Here is a 25,998-nt window from a genome sequence, read left to right as displayed (position 1 = left end):
TTCACCGGTCAGACGGCCCGTTCCGCCGCCTGCACCAGGGCGCGAACGAGCTCGACGTAGTCCAACCCGACCGCCGCGAACATCCGGGGCACCTGCGACTGCTCGGTGAACCCCGGTGCGGTGTTCACCTCGTTCAGCACGACGCCGTCATCGGTGAGGAAGAAGTCGAACCGCGCGACGCCAGAGCACCCGAGCGTGTCGTAGAGGATTCGGGCTGCGTGGTCGATCGCTGCCTCGTCGGTGGCTGTCAGTGCCGCCGGCACCGTGAACCGTGCGGTCCCGTCGTACTTCTCGGTGCGCCCGAACAGGTCTCCGTCGGCGACGCCGATCTCCAGCGTCGCGCCGGTGCGGAGCGCCCCGGTGTCGTCGCGGAACACGGCGATGTCGATCTCGCGCCCGGTGACGAACGCCTCGGCGAGCACGTCGGTGCCTGCAGCCCGGGCATCTGCCACGGCAGCCGCGTACGCGTCGGGCATCCGGACCACCGTCACGCCGTTGCTCGACCCACCGGTCGTCGGCTTCACGACGAAGGGCGGCCGCAGGGGCACCGGGCCGATCTCGTCTCCAGCGCGGATCAGCACACCCGGCGCCGTGCGGACGCCGACGGCTTCGGCCACGGTCTTCGTGACCCACTTGTCCATGCCGAGTGCGCCGGCGCGGACGGGGGAGCCGACCACCGGTACGCCGATCATCGTGAGGAAGCCGGCGACCGCGCCGTCCTCACCGTGGACACCGTGGAGCACCGGGAACGCCGCGCGGCACGACGTCAGCACGGCAACGGCGTCCGCGGGGGACAGCGCGGCACCGTCCGTGTGCCGCCAGCCGCCCGTCCGGTCGATCGTCAGGGGGACCGCGTCGGAGCCGAGGGCCCGGACGGCTCGCGTGACCGCGGCCGCGGATGCGAGCGAGACCTCGTGCTCGTCGTTCGCGCCGCCACCGACGACCGCGATTCGCGTCGGCGCCGTGGGGGTGTGGGAGTCGTGGCGATCAGGCAACGGTGGCCTCCGGGGTGGTGACGGTGCGGTGGACCCGGGCGGCGCGCGTGCCGATCCGGGTGACGATCTCGTGCTCGATGGTGTCGGCCCAGTCCGCCCAGTCGTGGACGGTTGGCTCGCCGTCGAGGCCGCGCCCGAAGAACGTGACGGTCTCGCCGAGCTCCAGCCGGTCGTCGCCGGTGTCCACGACGACCATGTCCATCGAGAACCGGCCGACGAGCGGTCGACGGCGTCCGCGCACCTGGACCTCGGCCCGCTCGGACGCCGCACGGGGGAGTCCGTCGCCGTAGCCCAGGGGCAGCAGCGCCAGGGTGGTCCGACGGTCGACGACGTGGTCGAGGCCGTAGCCGACGCCGGCTCCGGGGCCGATCACCCGGGAACCGACGACCGGAGCCGTCAGGGAGAGCGTCGGTTGCAGGTCCGTCGAGGTCCGGGAGGGGTCGATCCCGAAGAGCCCCGCACCGATGCGGTGCAGACCATGGCGGCCGCCGACCCCGGTGACGGTCGCTGCCGTGGCGGCGAGGTGCGTGACGAAGCCGGACAGTCCGCGACGCCGGGCGGTGCGGACGGCGTTGTCGAACAGCAGCCGTTCGCGCGTGTTCTGCGGGTCGTCGGGCTGGTCGGCGCAGGACATGTGGCCCATCACCCCGACGACCCGGACCGTGCCGAGCCGCTCGAGCTCGCGTGCGGCGGTGCACAGCGACGGCCACGAGCCGGGATCGGCACCGTCGCGGGCCATCCCGACGTCGACGTGCAGGTGGACCCGGGCACGGCGTCCGGTCCGGACTGCTGCACGGCTGACGGCACTGAGCAGCTCGGCGCTCGGGACGGCGATGTCGACGTCGGCGAGCAGCGCACCGTCGAAGTCCGCGTCGACCGGGTTGAGCCAGCTGAGCACCGGCGCGTCCGTCACGGTTGCCCGGACGGCGATCGCTTCGTCGATGGTGGTCACGCCGATCGACGTCGCTCCGGCGGCGAGGACCGACCGGGCGATCGCCCCGTGGCCGAACCCGTCGGCCTTGAGGACGGCCATGACGCCGCCGTCCGTCCGGTCGGCGAACACGGCGGTGTTCGCGCGGACGGCGTCGTCGTGGACGACGAGCTGTGGGCGCGACGGTGTCATGCCTGCCTCCTGGAGATCGCTACCGAACTGATATGCATGATATCGATGGTCACTGACACCACGGAGGAAGTCATCGGTCCTGGGGATGACGTCGCGCGCCGCGCGACCGAAGCGGTCGATGCCGCACGGATGACGGCCGTCGCTGCTGCACGAGGGACGGGAGGCGCGGCTGGCGTGAGCGGACCGGCTGCGGTGATCCGCGCCTCCTGGCCCCACTCGCTGCGCGCCGATAATGAATATTATGTCAACTCAGATCCGTCGGGCCGCGCTGCGGCCGCGCTCTGGTGGTCGACGCCACTCCCCTCTAACATCGCCGTCATGAGCGCCGAGCGGTGCTCGGAAGCGGCGGTGTCCGATGCGGAAGCTCGTCCTCAAGATGTCGATGTCCCTCGACGGTTTCGTCGCAGGTGCACGTGCCGAGTCCGACTGGATGTTCCGCGCCGCGAGTCCGGACTCGGCCGCGTGGGTGCTCGACACCGTGTCCGGCGCCGGTGTGCACGCGTTCGGTCGTCGGACGTTCGAGTCCATCGCTGGCTTCTGGGCGAACGCGACGACACCCGTCGCCGGTGCGATGAACACCGTCCCGAAGGTCATCTTCACCCGCCAGCGTGCGTTCGATCCTGCCACGGTCGACACGGGTGGGGCCGACTCCCCCGCGGCGGCGACCTGGACCGGTGCCCGGGTGGCGCACGGCGACCTCGTGGCGGAGGTCGACCGGCTGCGGGCCGAGGACGGCGCCGACGTCCTCGCACAGGGCGGGACGGACTTCTGCCGGAGCCTCGTGGCCGCGGGCCTCGTCGACGAGTACCGCCTGGTGGTCCTGCCGGTGGTCCTTGGGGCGGGTGACGGGATCTTCTCGGGGCTGCAGGACGAACTCGACCTGACGCTGATCAGCTCGACGGTGTTCGACGGCGGCGCGAAGGCGGACGTGTACCGACCGAAGCGCTGAGGGCGGTCTCCGGCGCTCAGAACACCGCGACCGTCATGCCCGCCGACGTCGCCGGCCGGTCCATCGCGAGGATCGCCTCGGGAAGCTCGTCGAACCCGATCGTCCGACCGATCGACTCGGACGGGCGGAGTCGCCCCGCGACGACGTCGTCGAGCATCGCCGCGTACTCCCCCACCGAGATCCCGTGACTGCCGAGCAGCTCGAGCTCGTCGCCGATGACGCGGCCCATCGGGATCGCCGGCACGGCCTCGTCGTCGAGCAGCAGCCCGACCTGGACGTGCCGACCCCGAGGCCGGAGTGCGGCGACCGCGGCGACGGACGTGGCGCGGCTGCCGAAGGCGTCCACGGACACGTGGGCTCCGCCGCCCGTGACGGTCCGGACGGCCTCCCCGACCGCGTCGTCCATCGGCACCGGAACCGCACCGAGGGCTTCTGCACGTGCGAGCGCGGCGGGCGAGACGTCCACCGCGACGACCTCCGCTCCGGCGGCGACCGCGACGATGACGGTCGACAGTCCGACTCCCCCGCAGCCGAAGACGGCCACCCACTCGCCGGCGGCCACCCGTCCCCGGGCGTGCAGTGCGTGGTACGCGGTCCCGAAGCGGCATCCGAGTCCGGCGGCCTCGGCGAACCCGACGGCGTCCGGCAGCGCGACGAGGTTGACGTCCGCGTGCGGGACCACCACGGCCTCGGCGTACGAACCGGGCAGCGTGAAGCCGGGCTGCTGCTGCCGGATGCACACCTGCGTCGCACCGTCCAGGCACTGCTCGCACTCGCCGCATGCGAAGACGAACGGCGCGGTGACCCGGTCCCCCACGGCGAACCCGCGGACGTCGGGGCCGGCGGACGACACCACGCCGGCGAACTCGTGCCCGGGCACGTGCGGCAGGTGCACCGAGTCGTCGTGCCCCTTCCACGCGTGCCAGTCGCTCCGGCAGACCCCGGTCGCGGCGACCCGGACGACCACCCCGTCGATCGGGGCGACCGGGTCCGGGACCTCGACGACCGCGGGGACGGAACCGAACTCGTCGTACTGGACTGCGCGCATCCGGCCATCCTGACAGACGGGAACGCGCTGGCGGGGGCTCTGCGACCCGGTCACGGGACGGAGCGAGCTCGTCCGTCGGACGCGAGCCGTGCCTCCAGGCCGTCCCGCGCGCGGTGCGGACGCGCTTGGTGAGCAGAAGGTGTCGGGTCGATCCGTCCGACCCGACATCTTCTGCTCACGAAGCGGCCGCGGGCCGCCCCGCGGCGCCCGCCCCGCCCGCCCCGCCCCCCTCAGTACGCGACGCGCCCGTCGCGGTCGTGGAACTCCCCCGTGGGACCGTCCGCGCCGAGCGTCGCCAGCGCCACCGTGGCGTCCGTCCCCTCGGTCACGGTCTGGTGCCCGCCGAAGCCGTTGAACTCCGTCGCCGTGTACCCGGGGTCGCTCGCGTTCACCCGGAACCCGGGCAGGTTCTTCGCGTACTGCACGGTCAGGGCGATGAGTGCCGCCTTCGACGCCGCGTACGGCACCGCCGGCACCGGGTACTCGTCCCGCCCCGGAGTCGTCAGCCACCGCGGGAAGCCCACACCCGAGGCCACGTTCACGATGACCGGGTTCGCCGACTCCCGCAGCAGCGGCAGCGCCGCCTGCGTCACGCGCACGACGCCGGTCACGTTCGTGTCGAGCACGGCTCCGATCGCAGCGGCGTCGAGGTCGTCGACCCCGAACGACGTCCCGAGGATGCCCGCGTTGTTCACCAGCACGTCGAGTCCGGGCAGTCCGGCGACCGCGCGCTCGACCGAGGACTGGTCGGTGACGTCCAGCTGGACGACGTGCGCGCCGAGGGCACGCGCCGCGTCCCCCGTGGCCGGATCGCGCATGCCGGCGTACACGGTGTGCCGGGCGTCGACGAGGCGACGGACGGTCTCGAGCCCGAGACTGCGGTTGGCTCCGGTGATGAGTGTCGTTGTCATGCGCCAAGCCTCCGCCTGCGTGGCCGGGTCCCCCAGGCACCGCTTGACAGTGGGACCACCAGTACCAGGCAGGCCGGGAGGCGCGGGTCGAGGATGGTGGGCATGAGCGAGTTCGCGAGTGTGCTGCGTTCCTGGCGCGACCGGGTCCGTCCCGAAGCGGTCGGCCTGCCGGCCGGGCCCGGTCGACGGACGCCGGGTCTCCGTCGCGAGGAGCTCGCTGCGCTCGCCGGCGTGAGCGTCGACTACGTCGTCCGCCTCGAACAGGGACGCGCGACGAACCCGTCGCCGCAGTTGCTCGGCGCACTCGCCACCGCGCTCCGTCTCTCCGAGGAGGAACGCGACCACCTCTGCCGCGTCGCAGGGTCCGCGCCGCCGTCGCGCCGGGTCGTCCCCCGGCACGTCACCCCGGGCGTGCAGCGCATCGTCGACCGCCTCGGCGACGTCCCCCTCGCCGTGTTCACCGCCGCGCACGACATCGTCCTGTGGAACGACCTCTGGGCAGCGCTCACCGGTGACCCCTCCCGGTACACGGGCATCGACAGGAACCTCGTGTGGCGACACTTCATGCACGGCCACGACGAGGTCGAATGGGACGACGAGCACCAGGAGGAGTTCTCCAGCGACCTCGCCGCCGACCTCCGCGCCGCCGTCGGACGGTACCCCGCCGACCGGGACCTCGCCGAGCTCGTGGCACGCCTCCGTCGCGAGTCCCCCGAGTTCGAGCGCCGCTGGGACACCGGACGCGTCGCCGAGCACCGGGCGAGCCGCAAGCGCGTGCACTCCCCCGTCGGCCCGATCGAGATCGACTGCGACGTCCTGAGCGTGCCGGGCGGGGACCTCCGCATCGTCGTCTACACGGCGGTACCCGGCACCGAGGACGCCGCGAAGCTCGACCTCCTGCGCGTCACCGGCCTGCAGGAACTCACGCCGAGCTGAGCACGACCAGTCGTTGGGTCGCCCGGGTCATCGCCACGTAGCGGTCGACCGGGCGCCACCGCTCCGGGTCCACCAGGACGACGAGGTCGAACTCGAGACCCTTCGTCGCCTCCGGGGACAGGGAACGGATCCGGTCCGTCCCCGCGTACCCGGCGTCGCCGACCACGCACGCGATCCCGTCGGCGCTCGCCGCGGCCCACCTGTCCAGGACCACGTCCCGCTCGTCCGCGGACCCGTACTGCACCGGCACGCCGGAGTCGCGGATCGAGGTCGGCACGTTCGCGTCCGGCACGGCTGCGCGGATGACGGGTTCGGCGACCGCCATCACCTCGGACGGCGTGCGGTAGTTGATCCGGAGACGCGCGGTCCGGACGTCCCTGAGCCCGATCCGGGCGAGCCGGTCCTCCCACGACTCGGCGAACGGCTCCCTCGCCTGGGTCCGGTCCCCCACGACCGTGAGACTCCGGCTCGGGCAGCGCCGCAGCAGCATCAGCCACTCCGCGTCCGTCAGCTCCTGGGCCTCGTCGACGACGACGTGCGCGAACGGTCCCGCCAGGGCATCGGCGTCCGGTGCCGCCGTCACCGCGTCGTCGTCGAGGCTGTTCCGTGCGTCCGCACCGCGCAGCATGCTCATGAGCTGCAGCTCGGAATCGTCGGCCGCGACGAGGTCCTCGATCACCCGGTCCATCCGCTCGCGTTCGGCGGCCCTGGCGGCCGCAGCACGACGCTCCCGGGCCGGAGCGGCCGGGTCACCGATGCGCCGACGGGCGGCGTCGAGCACGGGCAGGTCGGACCGGGTCCACGCGCGGGCGTCCGGGCGGTGCAGGCGTGCGCGATCGGCTGCGGTGAGGTCGGGCGCGCACCGCGCCAGGTGCTCGGGCACCGCGAGCAGGTCCGCGACCACACCGTCCGGGTCGAGCACGGGCCACGCCCGGCGAAACGCGTCACGCAGGACGTCGCTGTCGTCCACGGAGGCGCGGATCGCCCTGGGTGGGGCCGCTCCCGCCAGGCGGGTGGTCACGATCTCGAGCAGCGCGTCCCAGACGTCGGAGCGTGCGGCGTTGTGCGGGTCGCCCGGGTCCGCCGCGTCGAACGCGTCGGCCCAGTCGTCGGGCGTGATCGGCACGTCCGCCCAGTCCGTCTCGACGACGACCGTGCGCTCCGGCGGCTGCTCGTACCCGCGGACCGCACGCTCGACCGCCCGGGTCAGCGCCGCACCCGCCTTGATCGCCGCGACGTCCGGATCGGCCTCGTCGGGGACGTCGGCGCCCTCGGGCACCAGGTCCGTCACGGTCGCGAGGTGCACCCCGTCCTCGCCGAGTGCCGGCAGCACGTCCCCGACGTAGTCGAGGTGCCCGTGCGTCGGCCCGACGAACAGCACACCCCCGTGCCGCGGGGACACGCGAGGGTCGGCGTAGAGCAGGTACGCCGCCCGGTGCAGCGCGACGACGGTCTTGCCGGTCCCCGGGCCGCCGTCCACCACGAGTGCTCCGGCGGAGTCCGCGCGGATCACGGCGTCCTGGTCGGACTGGATCGTCCCGAGCACGTCCCGCATCCGCGGGCTGCGGCTGGTGCCGAGACTCGCGACGAACGCCGACTGGTCGTCCAGGGCCGCGGTGTGCAGCAGGCCCTCGTCGGTGAAGGCCTCGTCCCAGTAGTCGACGATCCGACCGCGCTGCCAGCGGTAGCGTCGCCGGCTCACCAGGCCACGAGGATCACCGTGCGACGCCGCGAAGAACGGTTCCGCGGTCGCCGAGCGCCAGTCGACGAGCAGCCGCTCGAGGTCGTCGTCGGTGAGCCCCGAGCGGCCGACGTAGACCGGCTGTGGGCGGTCGGCGAACACCATCCTCCCGATGCACAGGTCGAGCCCGTACCGCCGGAGTGCCGTGAGCTCGCGGGTGACCCGGCGCACCTCGGCATCGCGCTCCACCGTGTACTCCCCGCCGCCCGCTCGGGTCCGGCGGAGCTCGTCGAGGCGTCGGGTGAGCGTCGTGGTCGAGGCGTCGAGGGTGGCGGCGATCGCGGCGAAGTGCCGCTCGTCGTCGGCGATCAGGGCCGGATCGGCCTTGTCGGCGAGGCGTTCGGGGAGGTCGAAGACGGGGTACGGCGTTGACACGAGGGTCGATTGTGGGGCACGACGGGGGTCTTGCGGCAAGCCCCGGGTCCGGCCGTATCCTGGTCAAGGCGGGAGGGGTCCGCCGTCTCGCGGCCGGGTCACGCCGCGGTGAACACCAGCGACGCGTTCTGCCCACCGAAGCCGAACGAGTTGTTCAGCGCCGTCCGGATCGGCACCTCCCGCGCGGCCCCGGCGACCACGTCCAGCCCGACCGCCGGGTCGAGGTGCTCCAGGTTCAGCGTCGCCGGCACGAGCCCCGTCTCGATCGCCCGCACGGCGAGGATCGACTCGACGGCCCCGGCTGCCCCGAACATGTGCCCGATGGCGCCCTTCGGCGCGGTCACCACAGCCCCGGTGCCGACCGCGCGAGCGATCGCAGCGGCCTCGCCGACGTCGCCGACCGGGGTGCCGGTCGCGTGTGCGTTGACGTGGTCGATGTCGGTACCCGTCAGCCCGGCCATCCGGATCGCCGCGGTCATCGCCCGCTCCTGCTCGGACCCGTCCGCCAGGGGTGCGGTGATGTGGAACGCGTCCGAGGTGATGCCCCATCCGGCGAGGGTCCCGTGCGAGCGCTGGGTGCGGGCAGCGGCGTGGTCGGCCCGCTCGAGCACGACGAACCCGGCACCCTCGCCGAGCACGAACCCGCGGCGCGATGCGTCGAAGGGGCGGGAGAGCGTCGTCGGGTCGTCGTCGCCGGGCCTCGCGAGGGCCTGCGACTGCGCGAAGGACGCCATGGTCACCGGCGTCACGGCCGCCTCGGTGCCACCGGCGATGACGACGTCGGCCTCCCCCGTGACGATCAACCGCGCGGCCGTCGCGATCGCCTCGGCCCCGGAGGCGCAGGCGGACACGGTCGTGTACGCCCCGGCCCGTGCACCGAACGCGATGCTGATCTGCGCCGCGGCGGCGTTCGCCATGAGCATCGGGACGGTGCGGGGCGACACGCGACGGGCGCCAGCGGTGCCGAGCACGTCGTGGGCGTCGAGGAGCGTCTCCACTCCCCCGATCCCGGTGCCGACGACGACGGCGAGCCGGTCCCCCTCGACCGTCGGGGCACCGGCGTCCGCCCAGGCCTCCTCTGCCGCGACGAGCGCGAGCTGCTGGCTGCGGTCGAGCCGGTTCGCCCGGACCCGCCCGAGTGCTCCGTCCGCGTCGAGTGCGGCGGCTGCGCCGACCCGGATCGGGACCTGGTCCCAGTGCGTGCCGGTCCGGTCGAGGTCGTGCACGCCGGAGCGGCCGGCGACCAGGGCGTCCCAGAGCGTGTCGACGCCGTGGCCGAACGGCGAGACCGCTCCGTAGCCGGTGATGGAGATGTGCACGGGAGGCTCCTTCTTGTACATTGAACAAGTTGAGTTGTACCACGTACAATTCCGGCATGGCAACCACGAGCGACGCTCCGGGCACCCCGCGCGGGGCAGCCACCCGGGCGCGGATCCTCGCCGCGACCGCCGGACTGCTCAGCGGCACCGGCGGCCCGACCGAGCACCGGACGGTGACCGTGAGCGAGATCGCCCGGGCCGCGGGCGTCTACCCGAACCAGATCACGCACCACTACGGATCGAAGGACCGACTGGTGCTCGACGCCGCGTTCGCGCTGTTCCTGCGCGACACGACCCGGTTGCAGGCAGCCGGGCGTCGCGCCACGAGCGCCGTGGCGTTCCGGCAGGTCCTCGCCCGCACCGCCCTCGCGATGCCGTCGACGCCGCTCGTCGTGCGGGCCCTCGCGAGCGCGGGCGACGACGCCGCGCAGCGCGACCGGGTGCGACTGCTCCTGCAGGTGCTGTTCCGGCAGTCGGAGCGCTACCTCGAGCGGGTCGTCACCGAACACGGCTGGACGAGCCGGAGCGGCGTCGGACGCGACGCGCGGACGTTCTGGAGCGCGGTGTTCGGCGCCACGCTGCTCGCCGACGCCGGGGTCACCGGCGGACCGTCCGACCTCGACCTCGCCGGCACCGTCTCGATCACCTGACCCGCAGGAGGCGCAGCGCCCTACTCGCCGAAGCCGGACCGCACGAGGGCCACGAGCGCGTCGACCGCGTCCTGCGCGTCGGCTCCGGTCCCCTCGATGGTCACCGTTGCCCCCCTGGGCAGTGCGAGCGCCATGATCGCGAGCAGGCTCTTCGCGTCCACCCCGTTGACCCGGACCTCGGCGTCGAACTTGGCGGCCGTCTTCACGAACTCCGCGGCCGGCCGGGCGTGCAGGCCGCTCTCGTTGACGAGTTCCACCGTCTCGGACGCGGCCACGTCGTCGACGGAGCCGGTCCCGGAGACCGGCGCCGCGCCTCCTGGCCCGCCGCCGGACGGACTGGAGGCACGACTCGCGTCCGCCTCGGAGCCTGCGGCAGACGCGGCAGCGGCCAGGACCGCGTCGACGTCGCCACCGGTCTGTGCGGCGACGGCCGCGGCGACCGCGCCCTCGACCAGCGGGGCCTGCGAGACGTGCACGCGCGCCCGGACGTCGTCGTCGAGGAAGTCGAGCGCCGTGTCGGTGGTCAGGTAGGCGGAGCCGAGGTCGCACAGGACGACCACTGCCTCGGCGTCGCCGAGTTCCTCGATGCCGGCCGTGATGGCCTCGAACGAGGTGCCGATGCCGCCGTCGTCGGTGCCACCAGCGGCCACGAGCGGGACGTCCGCCGCCATCTGCCGAGCGAGCTGGACGGTGCCGGTCGCGATCGCCGCGCTGTGCGAGACGATCAGGATCCCGACGGTCACGCGGCGTCCACGGCCGCGCGGAGGATGTACACGGTGGACTGCGCGCCCGGGTCGCGGTGCCCGACGGCACGTTCGCCGAGGTAGCTCGCGCGGCCCTTGTGGGCGACCAGCGGGTCGGTCGACTCCGCGCCGATGACGGCCGCGTCGGCGGCTGCGGCCAGCACCTGCTCCGGGCTGTCCCCGGCGGCGGCCGCGGCACCGGCGGCGTCGACCGCGGGCGACCAGGCGTCGACCATGGTCTTGTCGCCGACGGCCGCCTTGCCCCGGGACACGATGCCGTCACGGGCAGCGGTCAGCACCTGGACGAGCGTGTCGGCGTCGAGCTCCGCGGCGTCCCCGGCGGCCTGTGCGGCCTTGAGGTACGCGGTCCCGAACAGCGGACCCGCGGCACCGCCGACCGTCGAGATGAGCTTCGTCGCGACGACCTTGAGCACGGCTCCGGGGGTGTCGAACGAACCGGCGTCCACGGCCTCGAGCACGGCACGGAAGCCGCGGTCGAGGTTCTCACCGTGGTCGCCGTCGCCGATCTCACGGTCGAGCGTGACGAGCTCGGCCCGGTGCTCGTCGATCGTCGCGGCGGTGCGTCGGACCCAGTCGATGGCCCATGCGGTGTCGAGCGCCAATTCGTGTTCCTTCCTGCGTCCGGCTCCGTTCACGGGCCGGGTCGTGGTGCGGTGGGTTCAGCGTCCCCAGCGCAGTGCCGGGGTCTCCACCGGTGCGTCCCAGAGGGCGGTGAGTTCGTCGTCGAGCACCGTGACAGTGAGCGAGAACCCCTGCATCTCGAGGGATGTCACGTAGTCGCCGACCAGGCTACGCGTGACGTCGAACCCGCGGTCGGTGAGGACCTCGGCGGCGCGTCGGTAGGCGATGTAGAGCTCGGAGAGGGGCGTGCCGCCCATGCCGTTCACGAGGAGCAGCAGCTTCGACCCGGCGGGAGCGGCGAGGTCGGTGAGGATCGGTTCGAGCACGCGGTCCACGAGCTCGTCGGCCGGGGCCATCGGGATGCGTTCGCGGCCGGGCTCGCCGTGGATGCCGATGCCGAGCTCGACCTCGTCGTCGGCGAGGGTGAACGACGGCTCGCCGGCGTGCGGGACGGTGCCGGAGGCGAGCGCGAGCCCCATCGAGCGCGTGACGTCGTTCACGTGCCGGGCGACGGCGGCGACGGAGTCGAGGTCGTCCCCCCGCTCGGCTGCGGCGCCCGCGCACTTCTCGACGACGACGGTGCCGGCGACCCCGCGTCGGCCGGCCGTGTAGAGCGAGTCCTGCACGGCGACGTCGTCGTCCACCACGACGGACTCGACCCGGACGTCGTCCATGCCGGCGAGTTCGGCGGCGGTCTCGAAGTTGAGGACGTCGCCGGTGTAGTTCTTCACGATGTGGAGCACGCCGGCTCCCCCGTCGACGGCCTTCGTCGCGGCGACGATCGGGTCCGGTGTGGGACTCGTGAACACCGGCCCCGGCACCGCGGCGTCGAGCATGCCGTACCCGACGAACCCGGCGTGCAGCGGCTCGTGTCCGCTGCCCCCGCCGCTGACGATCCCGACCTTGCCGGACACCGGGGCGTCCGCGCGGTGGATGTGGATCGGGTCCTCGACCAGCACGACGTGGCCGGCGTGGGCACGGGCGAACCCGCGCACGGTCTCGTCGACCACGGCCTGCGGATCGTTGATGAGCTTCTTCATGCTGACCTCCACGGAGTGCGGGCGATCGCGAGGCAGCACCGCCGTCGTCGACCGGAGTGCCCTCAATCTACATCGCCGCCCCGGGCGAGCGTTCCCCCCGTGTGCACGTTCGTGCACCGACCCGGGGGCGGGCCACCGGCCTCGGATGCGCGGGCGCACACCGTGCATGCACGTTCGTGCACAATCGCGCACTTCCCTCACGAATGCATCGCCATCCGCCGATGCCCGTCAGTATGCTCGGCCCCAATCACTCAACGGGGAGTGCCGGCGCTGTACCACCGGACCCCCACCCTCACGCACTGGAGGTCACCGATGGACGGCATCGGCGTCAATTTCCTCTCCGAGCTCGTCGGTACGGCGATGCTCATCATCCTGGGTGGCGGCGTCGTCGCCGCTGTCTCGCTGACGAAGTCCAAGGGCTTCGGAGCCGGCTTCCTCATGGTGACGATCGGTTGGGGCTTCGCGGTCTTCGCCGGTGTCACCGTGTCGTACAAGTCCGGCGGCCAGCTCAACCCCGCGGTGAGCCTCGCGCGGGCCATCCTGGGCAACATCACCATCGGTGAGATGTTCCTCTACTGGCTCGCCCAGCTGATCGGCGCGATCATCGGTGCGGTCATCGTCTGGCTGGCCTACAAGCAGCACTTCGACGAGGAACCCGACGCGGCCGCGAAGCTCGGCGTCTTCTCCACCGGCCCGGCGATCCGCACGTACGGCTGGAACCTCGTCACCGAGATCATCGGCACCTTCGTGCTCGTCTTCGTGGTCATCGCCTTCACCAACGGCAAGACCCCGGCCGAGCTCGGCGCCATCCCGGTCGCCTTCCTCGTGATCGCGATCGGTGTCAGCCTCGGTGGCCCGACCGGCTACGCGATCAACCCTGCCCGTGACCTCGGCCCCCGTATCGCGCACGCCTTCCTGCCGATCAAGGGCAAGGGCTCGAGCGACTGGGCCTACGCCTGGGTGCCGGTCGTCGGCCCCCTCGTCGGTGGTGCCCTCGCAGCCGGGCTGTCGTACGCACTCCTGCCCCTCGCCTGATCCACCCTCACCACACCCACCCGAGCAAGACCGTTAGGAGCACCAATGGCCGACTACATCGTCGCCATCGACCAGGGCACGACCTCCACCCGAGCGATCGTCTTCGACCACTCCGGCTCGATCGTGTCCGTCGGACAGAAGGAGCACGAGCAGATCTTCCCGCGTGCCGGGTGGGTCGAGCACGACCCGTCGGAGATCTGGGACAACACCCGTGAGGTCATCGGCCAGGCGCTGTCACGCGCCGACATCACCCGCCACGACGTCGCGGCGGTCGGCATCACCAACCAGCGCGAGACCGCGGTGGTCTGGGACAAGAACACCGGCAAGCCGGTCTACAACGCGATCGTCTGGCAGGACACCCGCACGCAGTCGATCGTCGACAAGCTCGCCGACGGCGACACCGACCGCTACAAGTCGGTCGTCGGTCTGCCGCTGGCGACATACTTCGCCGGCACCAAGATCGTCTGGATCCTCGAGAACGTCGAGGGTGCGCGCGAGAAGGCCGAGGCGGGCGACCTGCTCTTCGGCACCACCGACACCTGGGTCCTCTGGAACTTGACCGGTGGCGTCGACGGCGGCGTCCACAAGACGGACGTCACGAACGCGTCCCGCACGCTGTTCATGGACCTCGAGACGCTCGAGTGGCGCGACGACATCCTCGCCGACTTCGGCGTGCCGAAGTCGATGCTCCCCGAGATCGTCAGCTCCTCCGAGGTCTACGGCCACGTCGAGTCCTCGAACCTCCTCCGCGAGGTCCCGATCGCCGGCATCCTCGGCGACCAGCAGGCCGCGACGTTCGGCCAGGCGGCCTTCGACCAGGGCGAGTCGAAGAACACCTACGGCACGGGCAACTTCCTCATCTTCAACACGGGCACGGAGATCGTCCGCTCGGAGAACGGGCTGCTCACGACCGTCGGCTACAAGCTCGGCGACCAGGAGACGCACTACGCGCTCGAGGGGTCGATCGCCGTCACGGGCTCGCTGATCCAGTGGCTCCGCGACAACCTCGGCCTGATCGGCAGCGCCCCGGAGGTCGAGGCCCTCGCCAAGACCGTCGAGGACAACGGCGGCGTGTACTTCGTCCCGGCGTTCTCGGGGCTCTTCGCGCCGTACTGGCGTCCGGATGCCCGCGGTGCCATCGTCGGCCTCACCCGCTACGTGAACAAGGGCCACATCGCCCGTGCCGCCCTCGAGGCGACGGCGCTGCAGACCCGCGAGGTCCTCGACGCCGTCAACGCGGACTCCGGTGTGGACCTCACCGAGCTCAAGGTCGACGGCGGCATGACCGCCAACGACGCGCTCATGCAGTTCCAGGCGGACATCCTGAACGTGCCGGTGGTCCGTCCGGTCGTCGCGGAGACGACGGCGCTCGGCGCGGCCTACGCGGCCGGGCTCGCGGTCGGGTTCTGGGCGAACCTCGACGAGCTCCGTGCCAACTGGCAGGAGGACAAGCGCTGGGAGCCGCAGCTCGACGAAGCCGAGCGCGAGCGCACCCTGCGCCTCTGGAAGAAGGCCGTCACGAAGACGTTCGACTGGGTCGACGAGGACGTCCAGTAGTCCTGTCCTGAGGTGACCGCCTGGAGGCGCGGTGCCGGTCCCACGGACCGGCAGCGCGCCTCCGCTGTGTTGCGTCTGCGCTCACGCGACGGGCGTCGCGCCCACCCAGTCGGCCAGCTTGCGCGCGGCGGCGCCCGAGTCGATCGCGTCGGCCGCGACGACCAGCTGCTCGCGGAAGCGCTGCAGGATCGGGCGGTCGACCTCGGCCGGGTCCTCCGCCAGGCGGAAGGACACCAGGCCGGCGGCGGCGTTGAGCAGGACGATGTCGCGCACCGGACCGGTCTCCCCCGCGAGGACGCGGTGCACCACGGCGGCGTTGTGCTCCGGGTCGCCGCCGAGCAGGTCCTCGATCCGGGCCCGGGCGATCCCGAGGTCGCGCGGGTCGAGGTCGTGCTCGGTGACGCGGCCGCCGGTGACCTCCCAGATGTGGCTGTGCCCGGTCGTCGTCAGCTCGTCGAGGCCGTCGTCGCCGCGGAACACGAGTGCGGTCGCCCCGCGGGTCTGGAACACGCCCGTGATGATCGGGACGAGCTCGAGCTGCGCCACGCCCACGGCGTTCGCCTCGCACCGTGCGGGGTTGACGAGCGGACCGAGGAAGTTGAACACCGTCGGGACGCCGATCTCGCGGCGGACGGGTCCGGCGTGCGCGAACCCGGGGTGGAAGGCGCTCGCGAACGCGAAGGTCAGTCCGACACGCCGGAACGTGTCCGCGACACGCGCGGCGTCCATCGTCAGGTCGAGTCCGAGTGCGGCGAGGACGTCGCTCGACCCGGACTTCGAGGAGCTCGCCTTGTTGCCGTGCTTCACGACGGGGACACCCGCGGCGGCGATCACGATCGCGCTCATCGTCGAGACGTTCACCGTGCCGACGACGTCGCCGCCGGTGCCCACGATGTCGAGCGCCATCGGGTCGACGTCGAGCGGGACGGCCGCGTCGAGGATCGCGTCGCGGAAACCGACGACCTCGTCGACGGTCTCGCCCTTGGCACGGAGGGCCACGACGAAGGCGGCGATCTGCGCCGGGGTGGCCCGACCTGCCACGATCTCCTGCATGGCCCATGTGGACTGGCTGATCGTCAGGTCTTCGCGCGCCATGAGCGCGCTGATCACGGCAGGCCAGGTGAGAGCGTCGAGCATGCTCTGATCGTAGTGAATTCGAGAGACCCGCCAGTTGGCTGCGAAAACACTGTCCGTGGTTTCGGCCATAATGGAGTCTGTGACTAGCACCCCTCTCTCCAGATCCGCCAGCGGTCCGGTCCTGAACAGGCCGAACGCCGTTGCCGTGGGGACGATCGTGTGGCTGGGCAGCGAGGTCATGTTCTTCGCCGGCCTGTTCGCGATCTACTTCACGTTGCGCAGCACCTCGCCCGAACTCTGGGCGACCGAGACCGCCAAGCTCGAGGTGCCCTTCGCCTCGGTGAACACGATCATCCTGGTGCTGTCCAGCTTCGCCTGCCAGTTCGCGGTCTTCGCGGCCGAGCGCTTCCAGGTGCACCGGACGAGCTGGAACCCCAAGGACTGGGGCATGACGGAGTGGTTCTTCGTCACGTACTGCATGGGCGCGATCTTCGTCTGCGGCCAGATCTTCGAGTACGCGAACCTCTGGCACGAGGGCGTGACGCTCTCCTCCAGCGCCTACGGTTCGGCCTTCTACATGACCACCGGGTTCCACGGTCTGCACGTCACGGGTGGCCTCATCGCCTTCCTGCTGACGCTCGGCCGCGGGTTCGCCGCCAAGAACTTCGGTCACAAGGAAGCGACCACCGCGATCGTCGTGTCGTACTACTGGCACTTCGTCGACGTCGTCTGGATCGGCCTCTTCGCCGTCATCTACCTTCTCAAGTAGGAACTGGATAGCCCCCACCGCATGTTCAACAGAACCAAGTCCAAGAAGGGCCGCCGTTCACCGATGGCGACCGTGTCGCTCATCGTCGTCGGTCTCATGACCACCGGCGGTGCGTACGCGCTGTTCAGCTCCACGGCGAACGCCGACGACAGCACGAGCACCGTGGCGGCCTCGAGTCAGTCGAAGGTGAACGAGGGCCAGAAGCTCTTCGCCTCGAACTGCGCCACCTGCCACGGCCTCTCCGCGCAGGGCACCAGTGAGGGTCCGTCCCTCATCGGTGTCGGTGCCGCGTCGGTCGACTTCCAGGTCGGCACCGGCCGCATGCCGATGGCCGCCCAGGGTCCCCAGGCCGAAGAGAAGCCCGCGCAGTTCACGGACGAGCAGATCGACGCACTCGCCGAGTACGTCGCGTCGCTCGGCCCCGGCCCGGCGGTCCCCTCCGAGAGCCTGACCAACGGCGAGGACGGCGACGCCGCCGAAGGTGCGGAGCTCTTCCGCATCAACTGCGCCATGTGCCACAACGTGGCCGGCGCCGGTGGTGCCCTGACCGAGGGCAAGTACGCGCCGAACCTGCAGTCGGTGTCCGGCAAGCACATCTACGAGGCCATGGTCACTGGCCCGCAGAACATGCCGGTGTTCAACGACCTGAACCTCACCCCCGAGCAGAAGGCCGACATCATCACGTACCTCAAGTACGTGCAGGACAACAAGTCGCCCGGCGGGTTCGCACTCGGCTCCCTCGGCCCGGTGGCAGAGGGTCTGTTCATCTGGATCTTCGGACTCGGCGCGGTCGTCGCGATGACCGTCTGGCTGACCGCGAAGTCCAACTGATCGTCCGTGTCGAACGACACTGAAGGGAACACCATGGCAGAGCACGACGACGAGGCACTGAACTCGTCCTCGGCTGTCGAGAAGCACGGCACGACCACCACCTCGGCCGGGATCGCGGTCCTGCCGACGGACCCGTTCGAGAACCCGGGCGAGCCGCCGCACCGCGCACGCCGCACCGACGTCGACCCGAAGAAGCAGCGCCTGGCCGAGCGTCAGGTCGCCACGTTCTTCTACCTGTCGATCGTGGGAAGTGTCCTCGCGATCGCGGCCTACGTCGCCTTCCCGATCGACTCCGACGACTTCGGGACCGTCCGGACCGCCAACCTCTGGCTCGGCCTCTCGATCGCCCTCGCCCTCCTCGCGCTGGGCCTCGGCGCCGTGTACTGGTCGAAGTCGCTCGTGGTGGACCGCGAGATCACCGAGCTCCGCCACGGCACCCGCGGCACCGACGCGACCCGTGCCAAGGCGGTCGAGGCGTTCCAGCTCGCCGACAAGGAGTCCGGCTTCAGCCGTCGCAAGCTGATCCGCAACTCGATGATCGGCGCCCTGGCGGCCTTCCCCCTCCCGGGCATCGTCCTCGTGCGCGACCTCGCGCCCGCGGCCGACCCGAACGAACTCCTCCGCCACACCATGTGGGCGAAGGGCACGCGCCTGACGAAGGACCCGACGGGTCTGCCGATCAAGGCGTCCGACGTGACCATCGGTTCGGTGTTCCACGTCATCCCGGACGGCATGCTCGACAAGGAGGACATGCTCGAGGAGAAGGCCAAGGCCTCCGTCCTCCTCATGCGCCTCGACCCCAAGGACCTCAACCCCTCCAAGGGCCACGAGAACTGGGGCTACGACGGCATCGTCGCGTACTCGAAGATCTGCACCCACGTCGGATGCCCGGTCGCCCTGTACGAACAGCAGACGCACCACCTGCTCTGCCCGTGCCACCAGTCGACCTTCGATGTCTCGAACAACTGCGAGGTCATCTTCGGGCCGGCGGCACGCCCCCTCCCCCAACTTCCGATCGCGATCGACGACGACGGCTACCTGGTTGCGCAGAGCGACTTCCACGAGCCCGTCGGCCCGTCCTTCTGGGAGCGTGAACGCTGATGAGCAGCACGACCACCAACGCACCCGCGTCGTCGACCACCAAGCCGGCACCGGAGCGCGGATCCCGCATCATCGGCGGGGTCGCCAACTACATCGACGAGCGCACGAGCATCTCGGGCCTCGTGAAGGAGGTCGGGCGCAAGATCTTCCCCGACCACTGGAGCTTCATGCTCGGCGAGGTGGCGCTGTACAGCTTCGTCGTCGTCCTGCTGTCCGGTACCTTCCTCACGTTCTTCTTCCAGGCGTCCATGGCCGAGGTGGTCTACCACGGCTCGTACGTCCCGCTGAAGGGCATCGAGATGTCGACCGCACTGCAGTCGACGCTCAACATCTCGTTCGACATCCGCGGCGGGCTCTTCGTCCGGCAGATCCACCACTGGGCGGCCCTGCTGTTCGTGGCCTCGATCATGCTGCACATGGCCCGCGTGTTCTTCACCGGTGCCTTCCGCAAGCCGCGTGAGCTCAACTGGGTGTTCGGCTTCATCCTGTGGGTCCTGGCCATGGCCGAGGGCTTCACGGGCTACTCGCTCCCCGACGACCTGCTCTCCGGCAACGGTCTGCGCATCATCGTCGGCATGATCGAGGGTGTGCCGGTCATCGGCGTCTGGATCGCCTACCTGCTCTTCGGTGGCGAGTTCCCGGGTACCGACATCGTCGGCCGCCTCTACACGCTGCACATCCTGCTGCTCCCGGCGATCCTCGTCGCGGTGCTCGGCGTCCACCTCGTGCTGGTCGTCATCAACAAGCACACGCAGTTCGCCGGCCCCGGCAAGACGAACGAGAACGTCGTCGGCGTGCCGATCCTCCCGGCGTTCGCGGCGAAGGCCGGTGGGTTCTTCTTCATCGTCGCGGGCATCCTCGCCCTCATCGCGTCGCTGTTCACGATCAACCCGATCTGGAACTACGGCCCGTACGACCCCTCCCCGGTGTCCGCCGGTACCCAGCCCGACTGGTACATCGGCTTCGCCGACGGCGCGCTCCGTCTGGTGCCGCCGCACTGGGAGGTCGTGTGGTTCGGCTACACGGTGTCGTTCAACATCCTCGTGCCGATCGCGGTGCTGGTGTTCCTCATCCTCGCCATCTTCATCTACCCCTTCATCGAGGGGTGGGTCACCGGCGACAAGCGTGAGCACCACATCCTCGACCGCCCGCGCAACGCCCCGACCCGCACGGCGTTCGGTGCCGCCGGCATCACGCTCTACGCGAGCCTCTGGGCCGCCGCGTCGTCGGACATCATCGCGACCCACTTCTACGTGTCGATCGACCACGTCATCCACGTGATCCAGGCCACGACGGTCCTCGGCCCGTTCGTCGCCTTCTGGATCACGAAGCGCGTGTGCCTCGCCCTGCAGAAGAAGGACCGCGAGATCGTCCTGCACGGGTACGAGTCCGGACGCATCGTGCGACTCCCCCACGGCGAGTACATCGAGGTGCACGAGCAGCTCGACGAGTACGAGCGTTGGAAGCTCCTGCAGTTCAACGAGTACAAGCCGCTCATGATCCGTCCGAACGCCCGAGGCAAGATCTCGAGCCTGCAGAAGGCCCGCGCCAGCATGTCGCGCTTCTTCTTCGAGGACCGGATCACCCCGGTGTCCAAGGCCGAGCTCGAGGCTGCGCATGCTGCGCACCACGGCCCGGACCTCGAAGCCGGACACGAAGCGCCCGCGGTCGAGTCGAAGCACTAGGCACCCCGCGCACCGGAACCCCCGTCACCTCGGTGGCGGGGGTTTCGTCGTGCGTGCGGGAACACGCCGTGCCGCGTTCACGTTCGATTCACCGACACGTGCTGGACTCGTCCAGGACGGTGTGGCACTGTGTTGCACCACGCACCCGACCAACGGAATGAGACCCCGATGGACAGCCGGACGGCCGAACACCCCAGGCCGAACCACTTCCTGCTCCACCTCAGCGACACCCATCTCGTGGCGGGTGACGGCGACCTCTACGGTGACGTCGACTCAGCTGCGCGGCTCGGCCAGATCATCGCCGACATCGAGTCGTCGGGGACGCGTCCCGAGGCCATCGTCGTCACGGGCGACGTCGCCGACAAGGGCGAACCCGGCGCGTACGCCCGCATCCGCGACATCGTCGAGCCGGCCGCGCGGCGGATCGGCGCACAGGTCATCTGGGCGATGGGCAACCACGACGAGCGCGGCGCCTTCCGGCAGGAGCTGTTCGGGCTCCAGCCGACCGATCGTCCGGTCGACTTCGTCTACGACGTGAACGGCCTCCGGGTGATCACCCTCGACACGAGCGTGCCCGGCGCTCACCACGGCGAGGTCTCCCCCGAGCAGCTCGACTGGCTGGCCGAGGTCCTGTCGGAGCAGGCGCCGCACGGCACCATCCTGGCGATGCACCACCCGCCGGTGCCGAGCGTGCAGGACCTCGCCGTCCTCGTCGAGCTCCGCGACCAGGACGCCCTGGCCGAGGTCGTCGAAGGCAGTGACGTCATCGCCATCATCGCCGGCCACCTGCACTACTCGACGAGCGCCGTCTTCGCGGGCATCCCGGTGTCGGTCGCGAGCGCCACGTGCTACACGCAGGACCTCACCGAGTACCAGGGCGGTACCCGAGGGCAGGACGGCGCGCAGTCGTTCAACCTCGTGCACGTCTACGGCCACAACGTGGTGCACTCGGTCGTGCCGATCGGGCACTACGCCACGGTCGGTGAGCCGGTGTCGTCCGCCCAGACCGAGGCTCGGCTCGCTGCGGCCGGCGTGACGATCCCGGCGGCTGCGGAGCCCGCGCCGGTGACGTCGAGCATCCCGGTGTTCACGCTCGACTCCGTGCCGGTCTCCCCCGTCCACCGGTAGGCCGCCGCACTTCGTGAGCAGGAATGGTCGGGTCCGCGCTGTGGACCCGACCATTCCTGCTCACCATGCGCCGGCGCGGGGCCCTCGCCCGCGCGCCCGGCCTCAGCCCGCGGGGCGCTCCCACGGCGCCGGGAACGGGAAGTACTTCTCGAGGAAGTCCGTCACCCGCTGCGTCCGCTCCTCGTCGCTGACCTCGGGGAAGCTCCCGTCGTTCAGGCAGAAGAAGTCCGCGTTCCGCTTCTTGAGCAGGTCGCCGAGCGCCCGCAGACCGGATTGCATCGTCGTGTCGATGTACCGCACCTCGGCGTTCTCCTGCACGATCGCCCGGCCGGTGAGCAGCGAGTAGTAGTGGTACAGCGAGTTCGTCACCGAGATGTTCTCGGCAGCACGGAACCGTGAGGCCGCGGTGGCCGCGAACTCGTCGGCGAACTCGTGCTCCATCTCGGTCATGATCGAGGCGCGCAGCGGGGTCGGCGCGTGCTCGAGGTGCCGGGTCGTCACCGCACCGAACCGCTGCTGCAGGAGTCGGCGGTTGACCCGGGCGGAGTTCTCGAACCCGCTGCGTGCCGGGTTGTTCGACCCGAGCCCGATCCGCGTCGTCGCGAGGATGAACTTCGTCACCGAGCCCGGGCTGAAGAACACCGAGGGGTCGACCAGGCGGCCGAAGAACATGTCGTCGTTCGAGTAGATGAAGTGCTCGCTGATGCCCGGGATGTGGTGCAGCTGCGACTCGACGGCCTGCGAGTTGTGCGTCGGCAGGACGGAGGGGTCGGCGAAGAACTCCTCGGAGCGGACGATGCGCACCTTGGGGTGGTCGGCGAGCCAGGCGGGCGCCGGGGAGTCCGTGGCGATGTAGATCTGCCGGATCCACGGCGCGAACGTGTGCACCGACCGGAGCGCGTACTTCAGCTCGTCGATCTGGCGGAAGCGGGCGGGGGCGTCGTCGCCCTCGCCCAGGACCGCACCGGACTGCGCTGCCTGTCGTGCCCGCTGGTACTCGATGGCGTTGCCGTCGACCCACGAGAACACGATGTCGATCGGGAACCGGATGTCGGACACGTGGTCGTCGAACATGTGCTCGACCGTGCGCCAGGTGCGGCCGTACCGCTCGATGTCGACGAGCACGAACTCGTCGACGGGCAGGCTGCGGCGCATCAGGGCGTTCTCGACGGGCGCGAGGACCTCGGTGTCGGTGACTCGCCAGAACTCGAGCTGCACGCTCGTCTCGGCGCCGTAGCGCAGGCGTCCGAGCGGCTCGAGACGCGGCCGGAACACGCGCAGGACGGGCTCGTCGACGGACCCGAGGCCGTCGTCGATGACGAGCACCGCGGGCTTCCCCGGGGGCTTCGCGTAGAAGGGCTCGTTCGCGGCGGCGGCCATCACGGCGCTCTCCGCCCGCTGCCGGTCGCGCTCGTCGAGGGCGATCACCGGCCGCTGGTCGTTGCCGCGGATGAGCAGGTGGTCGACGTCACCGGCGGTGAGGGCGTCGTCGAGGAACAGGAGGTCCTCGATCATCGACTGCTGCGGCGTCAGGTGCCCGTTGACGAGCGTCAGGCGTCCCTTCCGCACGACGACGTCGGGACGTTCGAGACCGCCGGAGGACGGTCGAGGGTTCAGCAGAGGACTCTCGGTCACCGGCTCGGTCTCGTTGCTCATCCACACCCTTCGGATCAGTGCGCCGGACCCGTTTGCCCGGCGACTCATCCTACCGTCCGCGCGGACGCTCGGTCCGCTCGTCGGTCGCCCGGGCTAGGGCCTGGAGGCGCTGCTCGCCTCCGCCTCGCGCGGCACCTTCACGACGATGCCGACGACGATGAACAGTGCGGCCGCGACGAGCTGCAGCGCCGCCCACACCTCGCCGGGGATCGGCACGACCGCGAGCGGGTTCCAGCAGACGGCGATCGCGGCCATCAGGAGCGCCGCCCACCACGTCCGCCCCCGCACGGCGAAGACGAGGACGATGAGGCTGAGCACGGTGACGCCCCAGCGGGCGAACACGAAGCCGGACGAGTCGACGATCGCGACGCAGGCGAGGAGCACGATCGCCGCGATCAGCGACGGGGCGAGGGCGGGCCGGGTGAACGGCGGCAGCTCGCGTCCTGCTCTCCCGCCGGACGCCGAGCCCGACCGCGTCGGCTCCGCCCCGCCCACCGGCACGCCGTGCAGCGACGATCCGGCCGGTGGCCGGCCCTTCCGTCCTGCCATCAGGCGGTGGCCCCGTCGAGGTCGATCGCCTGGATGGACCGGGACATCGGCGGGAGCTCGCGCACCCGTTCGAGCGCGGGCACGAGCTCGGCGACGTAGGCCCGGTAGCCGTCCTCGGTGAGGTGCAGGCCGTCGTCGGTGAACCGGTCGTCGAGGTGGTCGCCGTCGGCGAGGGCCGGCCACGCGTCGAGGTACTGGGCGTGGCAGGTGGCGACGAACTGGCGGAGGTGCCGGTTCGCCTCCTCGATCTTCGCCGTGTACTCCGCCTGCCGCGGCAGGATGGAGACGAGGAGCAGGCGGACGCCCGGGAGCTCGCGGCGGAGGGTCACGAGCACGGACTCGACCCCGCGGACGACGTGCTCGACGCTCTTGCGGTGGTTGCCGAAGTCGTTCGTGCCGATGAGCAGGACGATGACCTCGGGCTGCTCGGCCACGACGGCGTCCAGGCGTGCGAGGACCCCGTCGGTCGTGTCACCGCCGATGCCCTGGTTGACGGTCCGCTCGTCGGGCAGCCAGGCGTCCCACGACCCCTGCTCGGTGATGCTGTCGCCCAGGAACAGGACGCTCGTGCGTTCCTCGGTCATGCTGCCTCCTCGTGTGCGGGTTCCGGGTTCCCATTCTGCTGGGTCCAGTTCCGCCCCGTCGACTCGGTGTGCTCGGACTCCCGCTCGGCGGCCGCCGTGATGCGCTCGACCATCCCGGGGAAGATCACGCCGTGGAACGGCAGGATCGAGTACCAGTACAGGCGGCCAGCGAGCCCCTGGGGGAAGTAGATCGCCCGCTGCCGGTAGTCACTGCCGCCGTCGTCCGCGGGGGTCACGGTCATCTCGAGCCAGGCGCGGCCCGGGGACTTGAACTCGGCGCGCAGTCGCAGGTAGCGCCCGCGTTCGAGCCGCTCCACGCGCCACCAGTCGAGGGCGTCGCCCTGCTCGAGGCGCTTCTGGTCGCGGCGACCGCGGTTCAGGCCGACTCCCCCGGCGAGCTTGTCCATCCACCCGCGGGCCACCCAGGCGAGCGGGAACGAGTACCACCCGTTCTCGCCGCCGATCGACTCGACGACCCGCCAGACGTCGTCCGCCGATGCGGCCGAGTGGCGCTTGCGGTCGTCGACGTAGACGGTGTGGCCGGCCCAGTCCGGGTCACTCGGCAGCGGGTCCGCGGGGGTGGCCGCGAGTGTCGCGTTCCGCCAGCTGGTCTCGACCTCGCCGGTGCGCATGCGGCTCAGGGCGAGACGGACCGCGCGGCGGTACCCGGTCAGCCCGCCCTCCGGCCGCGGCACCACGTCGTCGATGTCGTGCTCGCGCTGGACGCACTCGAACTGGAGCGACTCGATGATCGGCTTGGCGAGCTTCCGCGGGATCGGCGTCACGATGTTGAACCAGTGCGCCGCGAGCCCCGGGGTGAGGACGGGCAGCGGCGAGATCGGGCGCTGCGGGAGCTTCGCCTCCACCGCGTACCCGTTGAGCATCTGCCCGTAGCGGAGGACGTCCGGGCCGCCGATGTCGAACGTGCGGTTCACGTCGGCGGGGATGTCGAGCGCCTTGACGAGGTAGTAGAGGACGTCACGGACGGCGATCGGCTGGATGCGGTTCCGGACCCACCGCGGCGCCGGCATCCACGGCAGGACGTCGGTGACGTGGCGGATCATCTCGAACGAGGTGCTGCCGGACCCGATCACCACGCCGGCCTGGTACGCGATCGTCGGGACGCCGGAGTGGAGCAGGACGTCCCCGACCTCCTTGCGGCTGCGGAGGTGCTTCGAGAGCTCGCCGTCGGGGTGCAGGCCGCCGAGGTACACGAACCGCCGCACGCCGGCGGCCGAGGCCTCGCGCGCCATGGTCTCGGCAGCGTCCCGCTCGGCCCGCTCGAAGTCGCCGTCCGCCCCCATCGCGTGGGCGAGGTAGTAGACGGCCTCGATGTCGGCGACGGCCCGGCGCACGGCGTCGGCGTCCTGCAGGTCGCCGGCGGTGATCTCGACGTCGTCGTGCCAGGGGACGTCCTGCAGCTTCCGGGGCGTGCGGACGAAGACGCGGACCGTGTGACCGGCTTCGAGGAGACGTGGGACGAGACGACCGCCGATGTAGCCGGTGGCCCCGGTGACGAGGACGCGCATGCGGGGCACGGTACGCGGCTCGGCT

At 71.1% G+C, this 25,998-nt stretch carries 24 protein-coding genes; 10 read left to right on the top strand and 14 right to left on the bottom strand.

What is annotated here, in order from left to right:
• Positions 1 to 8: 8 nt before the first annotated feature.
• A complete protein-coding gene (locus HWD93_RS11845; RefSeq protein ID WP_261646929.1) occupies positions 9 to 995 on the bottom strand; it encodes an ATP-grasp domain-containing protein in 987 nt (328 codons plus the stop codon).
• Positions 988 to 2,118 carry an alanine racemase gene (gene alr, locus HWD93_RS11840; protein ID WP_261646928.1) on the bottom strand — a complete coding sequence of 377 codons (1,131 nt, stop codon included), beginning with the start codon at positions 2,116 to 2,118 and terminating at the stop codon, positions 988 to 990. The genes HWD93_RS11845 and alr overlap by 8 nt, the downstream gene beginning before the upstream one ends.
• Positions 2,119 to 2,473: 355 nt before the next feature.
• Here alr and HWD93_RS11835 point away from each other — a divergent pair, with 355 nt between their 5' ends.
• Positions 2,474 to 3,067, top strand: a complete 594-nt coding sequence (locus tag HWD93_RS11835; RefSeq protein WP_261646927.1) for a dihydrofolate reductase family protein — start codon at positions 2,474 to 2,476, stop codon at positions 3,065 to 3,067.
• A gap of 16 nt (positions 3,068 to 3,083) precedes the next feature.
• On the opposite strand, the gene HWD93_RS11830 is transcribed toward HWD93_RS11835, so the two are convergent.
• Positions 3,084 to 4,115: an alcohol dehydrogenase catalytic domain-containing protein gene (locus HWD93_RS11830; RefSeq protein WP_261646926.1), complete on the bottom strand. Its 1,032-nt coding sequence runs from the start codon at positions 4,113 to 4,115 to the stop codon at positions 3,084 to 3,086.
• A gap of 230 nt (positions 4,116 to 4,345) precedes the next feature.
• Positions 4,346 to 5,026, bottom strand: a complete 681-nt coding sequence (locus HWD93_RS11825) for an SDR family NAD(P)-dependent oxidoreductase (RefSeq protein ID WP_261646925.1) — start codon at positions 5,024 to 5,026, stop codon at positions 4,346 to 4,348.
• Positions 5,027 to 5,128: 102 nt separating this feature from the next.
• Between HWD93_RS11825 and HWD93_RS11820 the strand changes: the two genes are divergently transcribed.
• Positions 5,129 to 5,962, top strand: coding sequence for a helix-turn-helix transcriptional regulator (locus tag HWD93_RS11820; RefSeq protein ID WP_261646924.1), 834 nt, complete (start codon positions 5,129 to 5,131; stop codon positions 5,960 to 5,962).
• Here the strand turns inward: HWD93_RS11820 and helR are convergent.
• Entirely contained in the window at positions 5,949 to 8,078 is a 2,130-nt protein-coding gene (gene helR / locus HWD93_RS11815) for an RNA polymerase recycling motor ATPase HelR (protein WP_261646923.1), read from the bottom strand. The genes HWD93_RS11820 and helR overlap by 14 nt on opposite strands.
• 98 nt (positions 8,079 to 8,176) lie before the next feature.
• Complete coding sequence (locus tag HWD93_RS11810) at positions 8,177 to 9,397, bottom strand: beta-ketoacyl-[acyl-carrier-protein] synthase family protein (RefSeq protein WP_261646922.1); 1,221 nt, start codon at positions 9,395 to 9,397, stop codon at positions 8,177 to 8,179.
• Positions 9,398 to 9,453: 56 nt separating this feature from the next.
• On the opposite strand from HWD93_RS11810, the gene HWD93_RS11805 reads away from it, so the two are divergent.
• On the top strand, positions 9,454 to 10,047 hold the full coding sequence (locus HWD93_RS11805; RefSeq protein WP_261646921.1) for a TetR/AcrR family transcriptional regulator C-terminal domain-containing protein: 594 nt from the start codon (positions 9,454 to 9,456) through the stop codon (positions 10,045 to 10,047).
• A gap of 20 nt (positions 10,048 to 10,067) precedes the next feature.
• Here the strand turns inward: HWD93_RS11805 and dhaM are convergent, their stop codons facing one another.
• The 3 genes from dhaM to dhaK are packed head-to-tail and all read right to left on the bottom strand — an operon-like array spanning position 10,068 to position 12,472.
• Positions 10,068 to 10,790, bottom strand: a complete 723-nt coding sequence (dhaM, locus tag HWD93_RS11800; protein WP_261646920.1) for a dihydroxyacetone kinase phosphoryl donor subunit DhaM — start codon at positions 10,788 to 10,790, stop codon at positions 10,068 to 10,070.
• Positions 10,787 to 11,413, bottom strand: a complete 627-nt coding sequence (dhaL, locus tag HWD93_RS11795; RefSeq protein ID WP_261646919.1) for a dihydroxyacetone kinase subunit DhaL — start codon at positions 11,411 to 11,413, stop codon at positions 10,787 to 10,789. Before dhaL ends, dhaM begins: the two co-directional genes overlap by 4 nt.
• A gap of 57 nt (positions 11,414 to 11,470) precedes the next feature.
• Positions 11,471 to 12,472 (bottom strand): dihydroxyacetone kinase subunit DhaK, encoded by a 1,002-nt coding sequence (dhaK, locus tag HWD93_RS11790; protein WP_261646918.1) that lies wholly within the window; start codon positions 12,470 to 12,472, stop codon positions 11,471 to 11,473.
• A 312-nt stretch (positions 12,473 to 12,784) separates the two neighbouring features.
• Between dhaK and HWD93_RS11785 the strand changes: the two genes are divergently transcribed.
• Together HWD93_RS11785 and glpK are read left to right on the top strand one after the other, a co-directional pair.
• The gene (locus tag HWD93_RS11785; protein ID WP_261646917.1) at positions 12,785 to 13,507 is read left to right on the top strand and encodes an MIP/aquaporin family protein; all 723 of its coding nucleotides are present in this window, start codon (positions 12,785 to 12,787) and stop codon (positions 13,505 to 13,507) included.
• 45 nt (positions 13,508 to 13,552) lie between these two features.
• The gene (gene glpK, locus HWD93_RS11780) at positions 13,553 to 15,064 is read left to right on the top strand and encodes a glycerol kinase GlpK (RefSeq protein WP_070418990.1); all 1,512 of its coding nucleotides are present in this window, start codon (positions 13,553 to 13,555) and stop codon (positions 15,062 to 15,064) included.
• Positions 15,065 to 15,145: 81 nt separating this feature from the next.
• Here the strand turns inward: glpK and trpD are convergent, their stop codons facing one another.
• Positions 15,146 to 16,201, bottom strand: coding sequence for an anthranilate phosphoribosyltransferase (gene trpD / locus HWD93_RS11775; RefSeq protein ID WP_070418989.1), 1,056 nt, complete (start codon positions 16,199 to 16,201; stop codon positions 15,146 to 15,148).
• 70 nt (positions 16,202 to 16,271) lie between these two features.
• On the opposite strand from trpD, the gene HWD93_RS11770 reads away from it, so the two are divergent.
• From HWD93_RS11770 to HWD93_RS11750, 5 genes are all read left to right on the top strand, one after another.
• On the top strand, positions 16,272 to 16,910 hold the full coding sequence (locus tag HWD93_RS11770; protein ID WP_031260857.1) for a heme-copper oxidase subunit III: 639 nt from the start codon (positions 16,272 to 16,274) through the stop codon (positions 16,908 to 16,910).
• Positions 16,911 to 16,931: 21 nt separating this feature from the next.
• On the top strand, positions 16,932 to 17,741 hold the full coding sequence (locus HWD93_RS11765) for a cytochrome c (RefSeq protein ID WP_071294687.1): 810 nt from the start codon (positions 16,932 to 16,934) through the stop codon (positions 17,739 to 17,741).
• Positions 17,742 to 17,774: 33 nt separating this feature from the next.
• Positions 17,775 to 18,842, top strand: a complete 1,068-nt coding sequence (locus HWD93_RS11760; protein WP_070418987.1) for a ubiquinol-cytochrome c reductase iron-sulfur subunit — start codon at positions 17,775 to 17,777, stop codon at positions 18,840 to 18,842.
• Positions 18,842 to 20,527 (top strand): cytochrome bc complex cytochrome b subunit, encoded by a 1,686-nt coding sequence (locus HWD93_RS11755; protein ID WP_070418986.1) that lies wholly within the window; start codon positions 18,842 to 18,844, stop codon positions 20,525 to 20,527. Before HWD93_RS11760 ends, HWD93_RS11755 begins: the two co-directional genes overlap by 1 nt.
• A 168-nt stretch (positions 20,528 to 20,695) precedes the next feature.
• Entirely contained in the window at positions 20,696 to 21,655 is a 960-nt protein-coding gene (locus HWD93_RS11750) for a phosphodiesterase (RefSeq protein ID WP_071294686.1), read from the top strand.
• 102 nt (positions 21,656 to 21,757) lie between these two features.
• On the opposite strand, the gene HWD93_RS11745 is transcribed toward HWD93_RS11750, so the two are convergent.
• The 4 genes from HWD93_RS11745 to HWD93_RS11730 all read right to left on the bottom strand — a co-directional run bounded on the left by HWD93_RS11745 (position 21,758) and on the right by HWD93_RS11730 (position 25,973).
• The gene (locus HWD93_RS11745; protein WP_071294685.1) at positions 21,758 to 23,311 is read right to left on the bottom strand and encodes a stealth conserved region 3 domain-containing protein; all 1,554 of its coding nucleotides are present in this window, start codon (positions 23,309 to 23,311) and stop codon (positions 21,758 to 21,760) included.
• Between the two features lie 93 nt (positions 23,312 to 23,404).
• Positions 23,405 to 23,860 carry a DUF6804 family protein gene (locus HWD93_RS11740; protein ID WP_229085945.1) on the bottom strand — a complete coding sequence of 152 codons (456 nt, stop codon included), beginning with the start codon at positions 23,858 to 23,860 and terminating at the stop codon, positions 23,405 to 23,407.
• On the bottom strand, positions 23,860 to 24,444 hold the full coding sequence (locus HWD93_RS11735; protein ID WP_071294684.1) for a GDSL-type esterase/lipase family protein: 585 nt from the start codon (positions 24,442 to 24,444) through the stop codon (positions 23,860 to 23,862). Before HWD93_RS11735 ends, HWD93_RS11740 begins: the two co-directional genes overlap by 1 nt.
• The gene (locus HWD93_RS11730; protein ID WP_070418981.1) at positions 24,441 to 25,973 is read right to left on the bottom strand and encodes an SDR family oxidoreductase; all 1,533 of its coding nucleotides are present in this window, start codon (positions 25,971 to 25,973) and stop codon (positions 24,441 to 24,443) included. Before HWD93_RS11730 ends, HWD93_RS11735 begins: the two co-directional genes overlap by 4 nt.
• Positions 25,974 to 25,998 lie beyond the last annotated feature (25 nt).

Source organism: Curtobacterium sp. C2H10 (assembly GCF_025407985.1).
Lineage (GTDB): Bacteria > Actinomycetota > Actinomycetes > Actinomycetales > Microbacteriaceae > Curtobacterium.
Note: the sequence above shows the minus strand (reverse complement) of the source record. Positions and strands in the feature narration are given on the sequence as shown.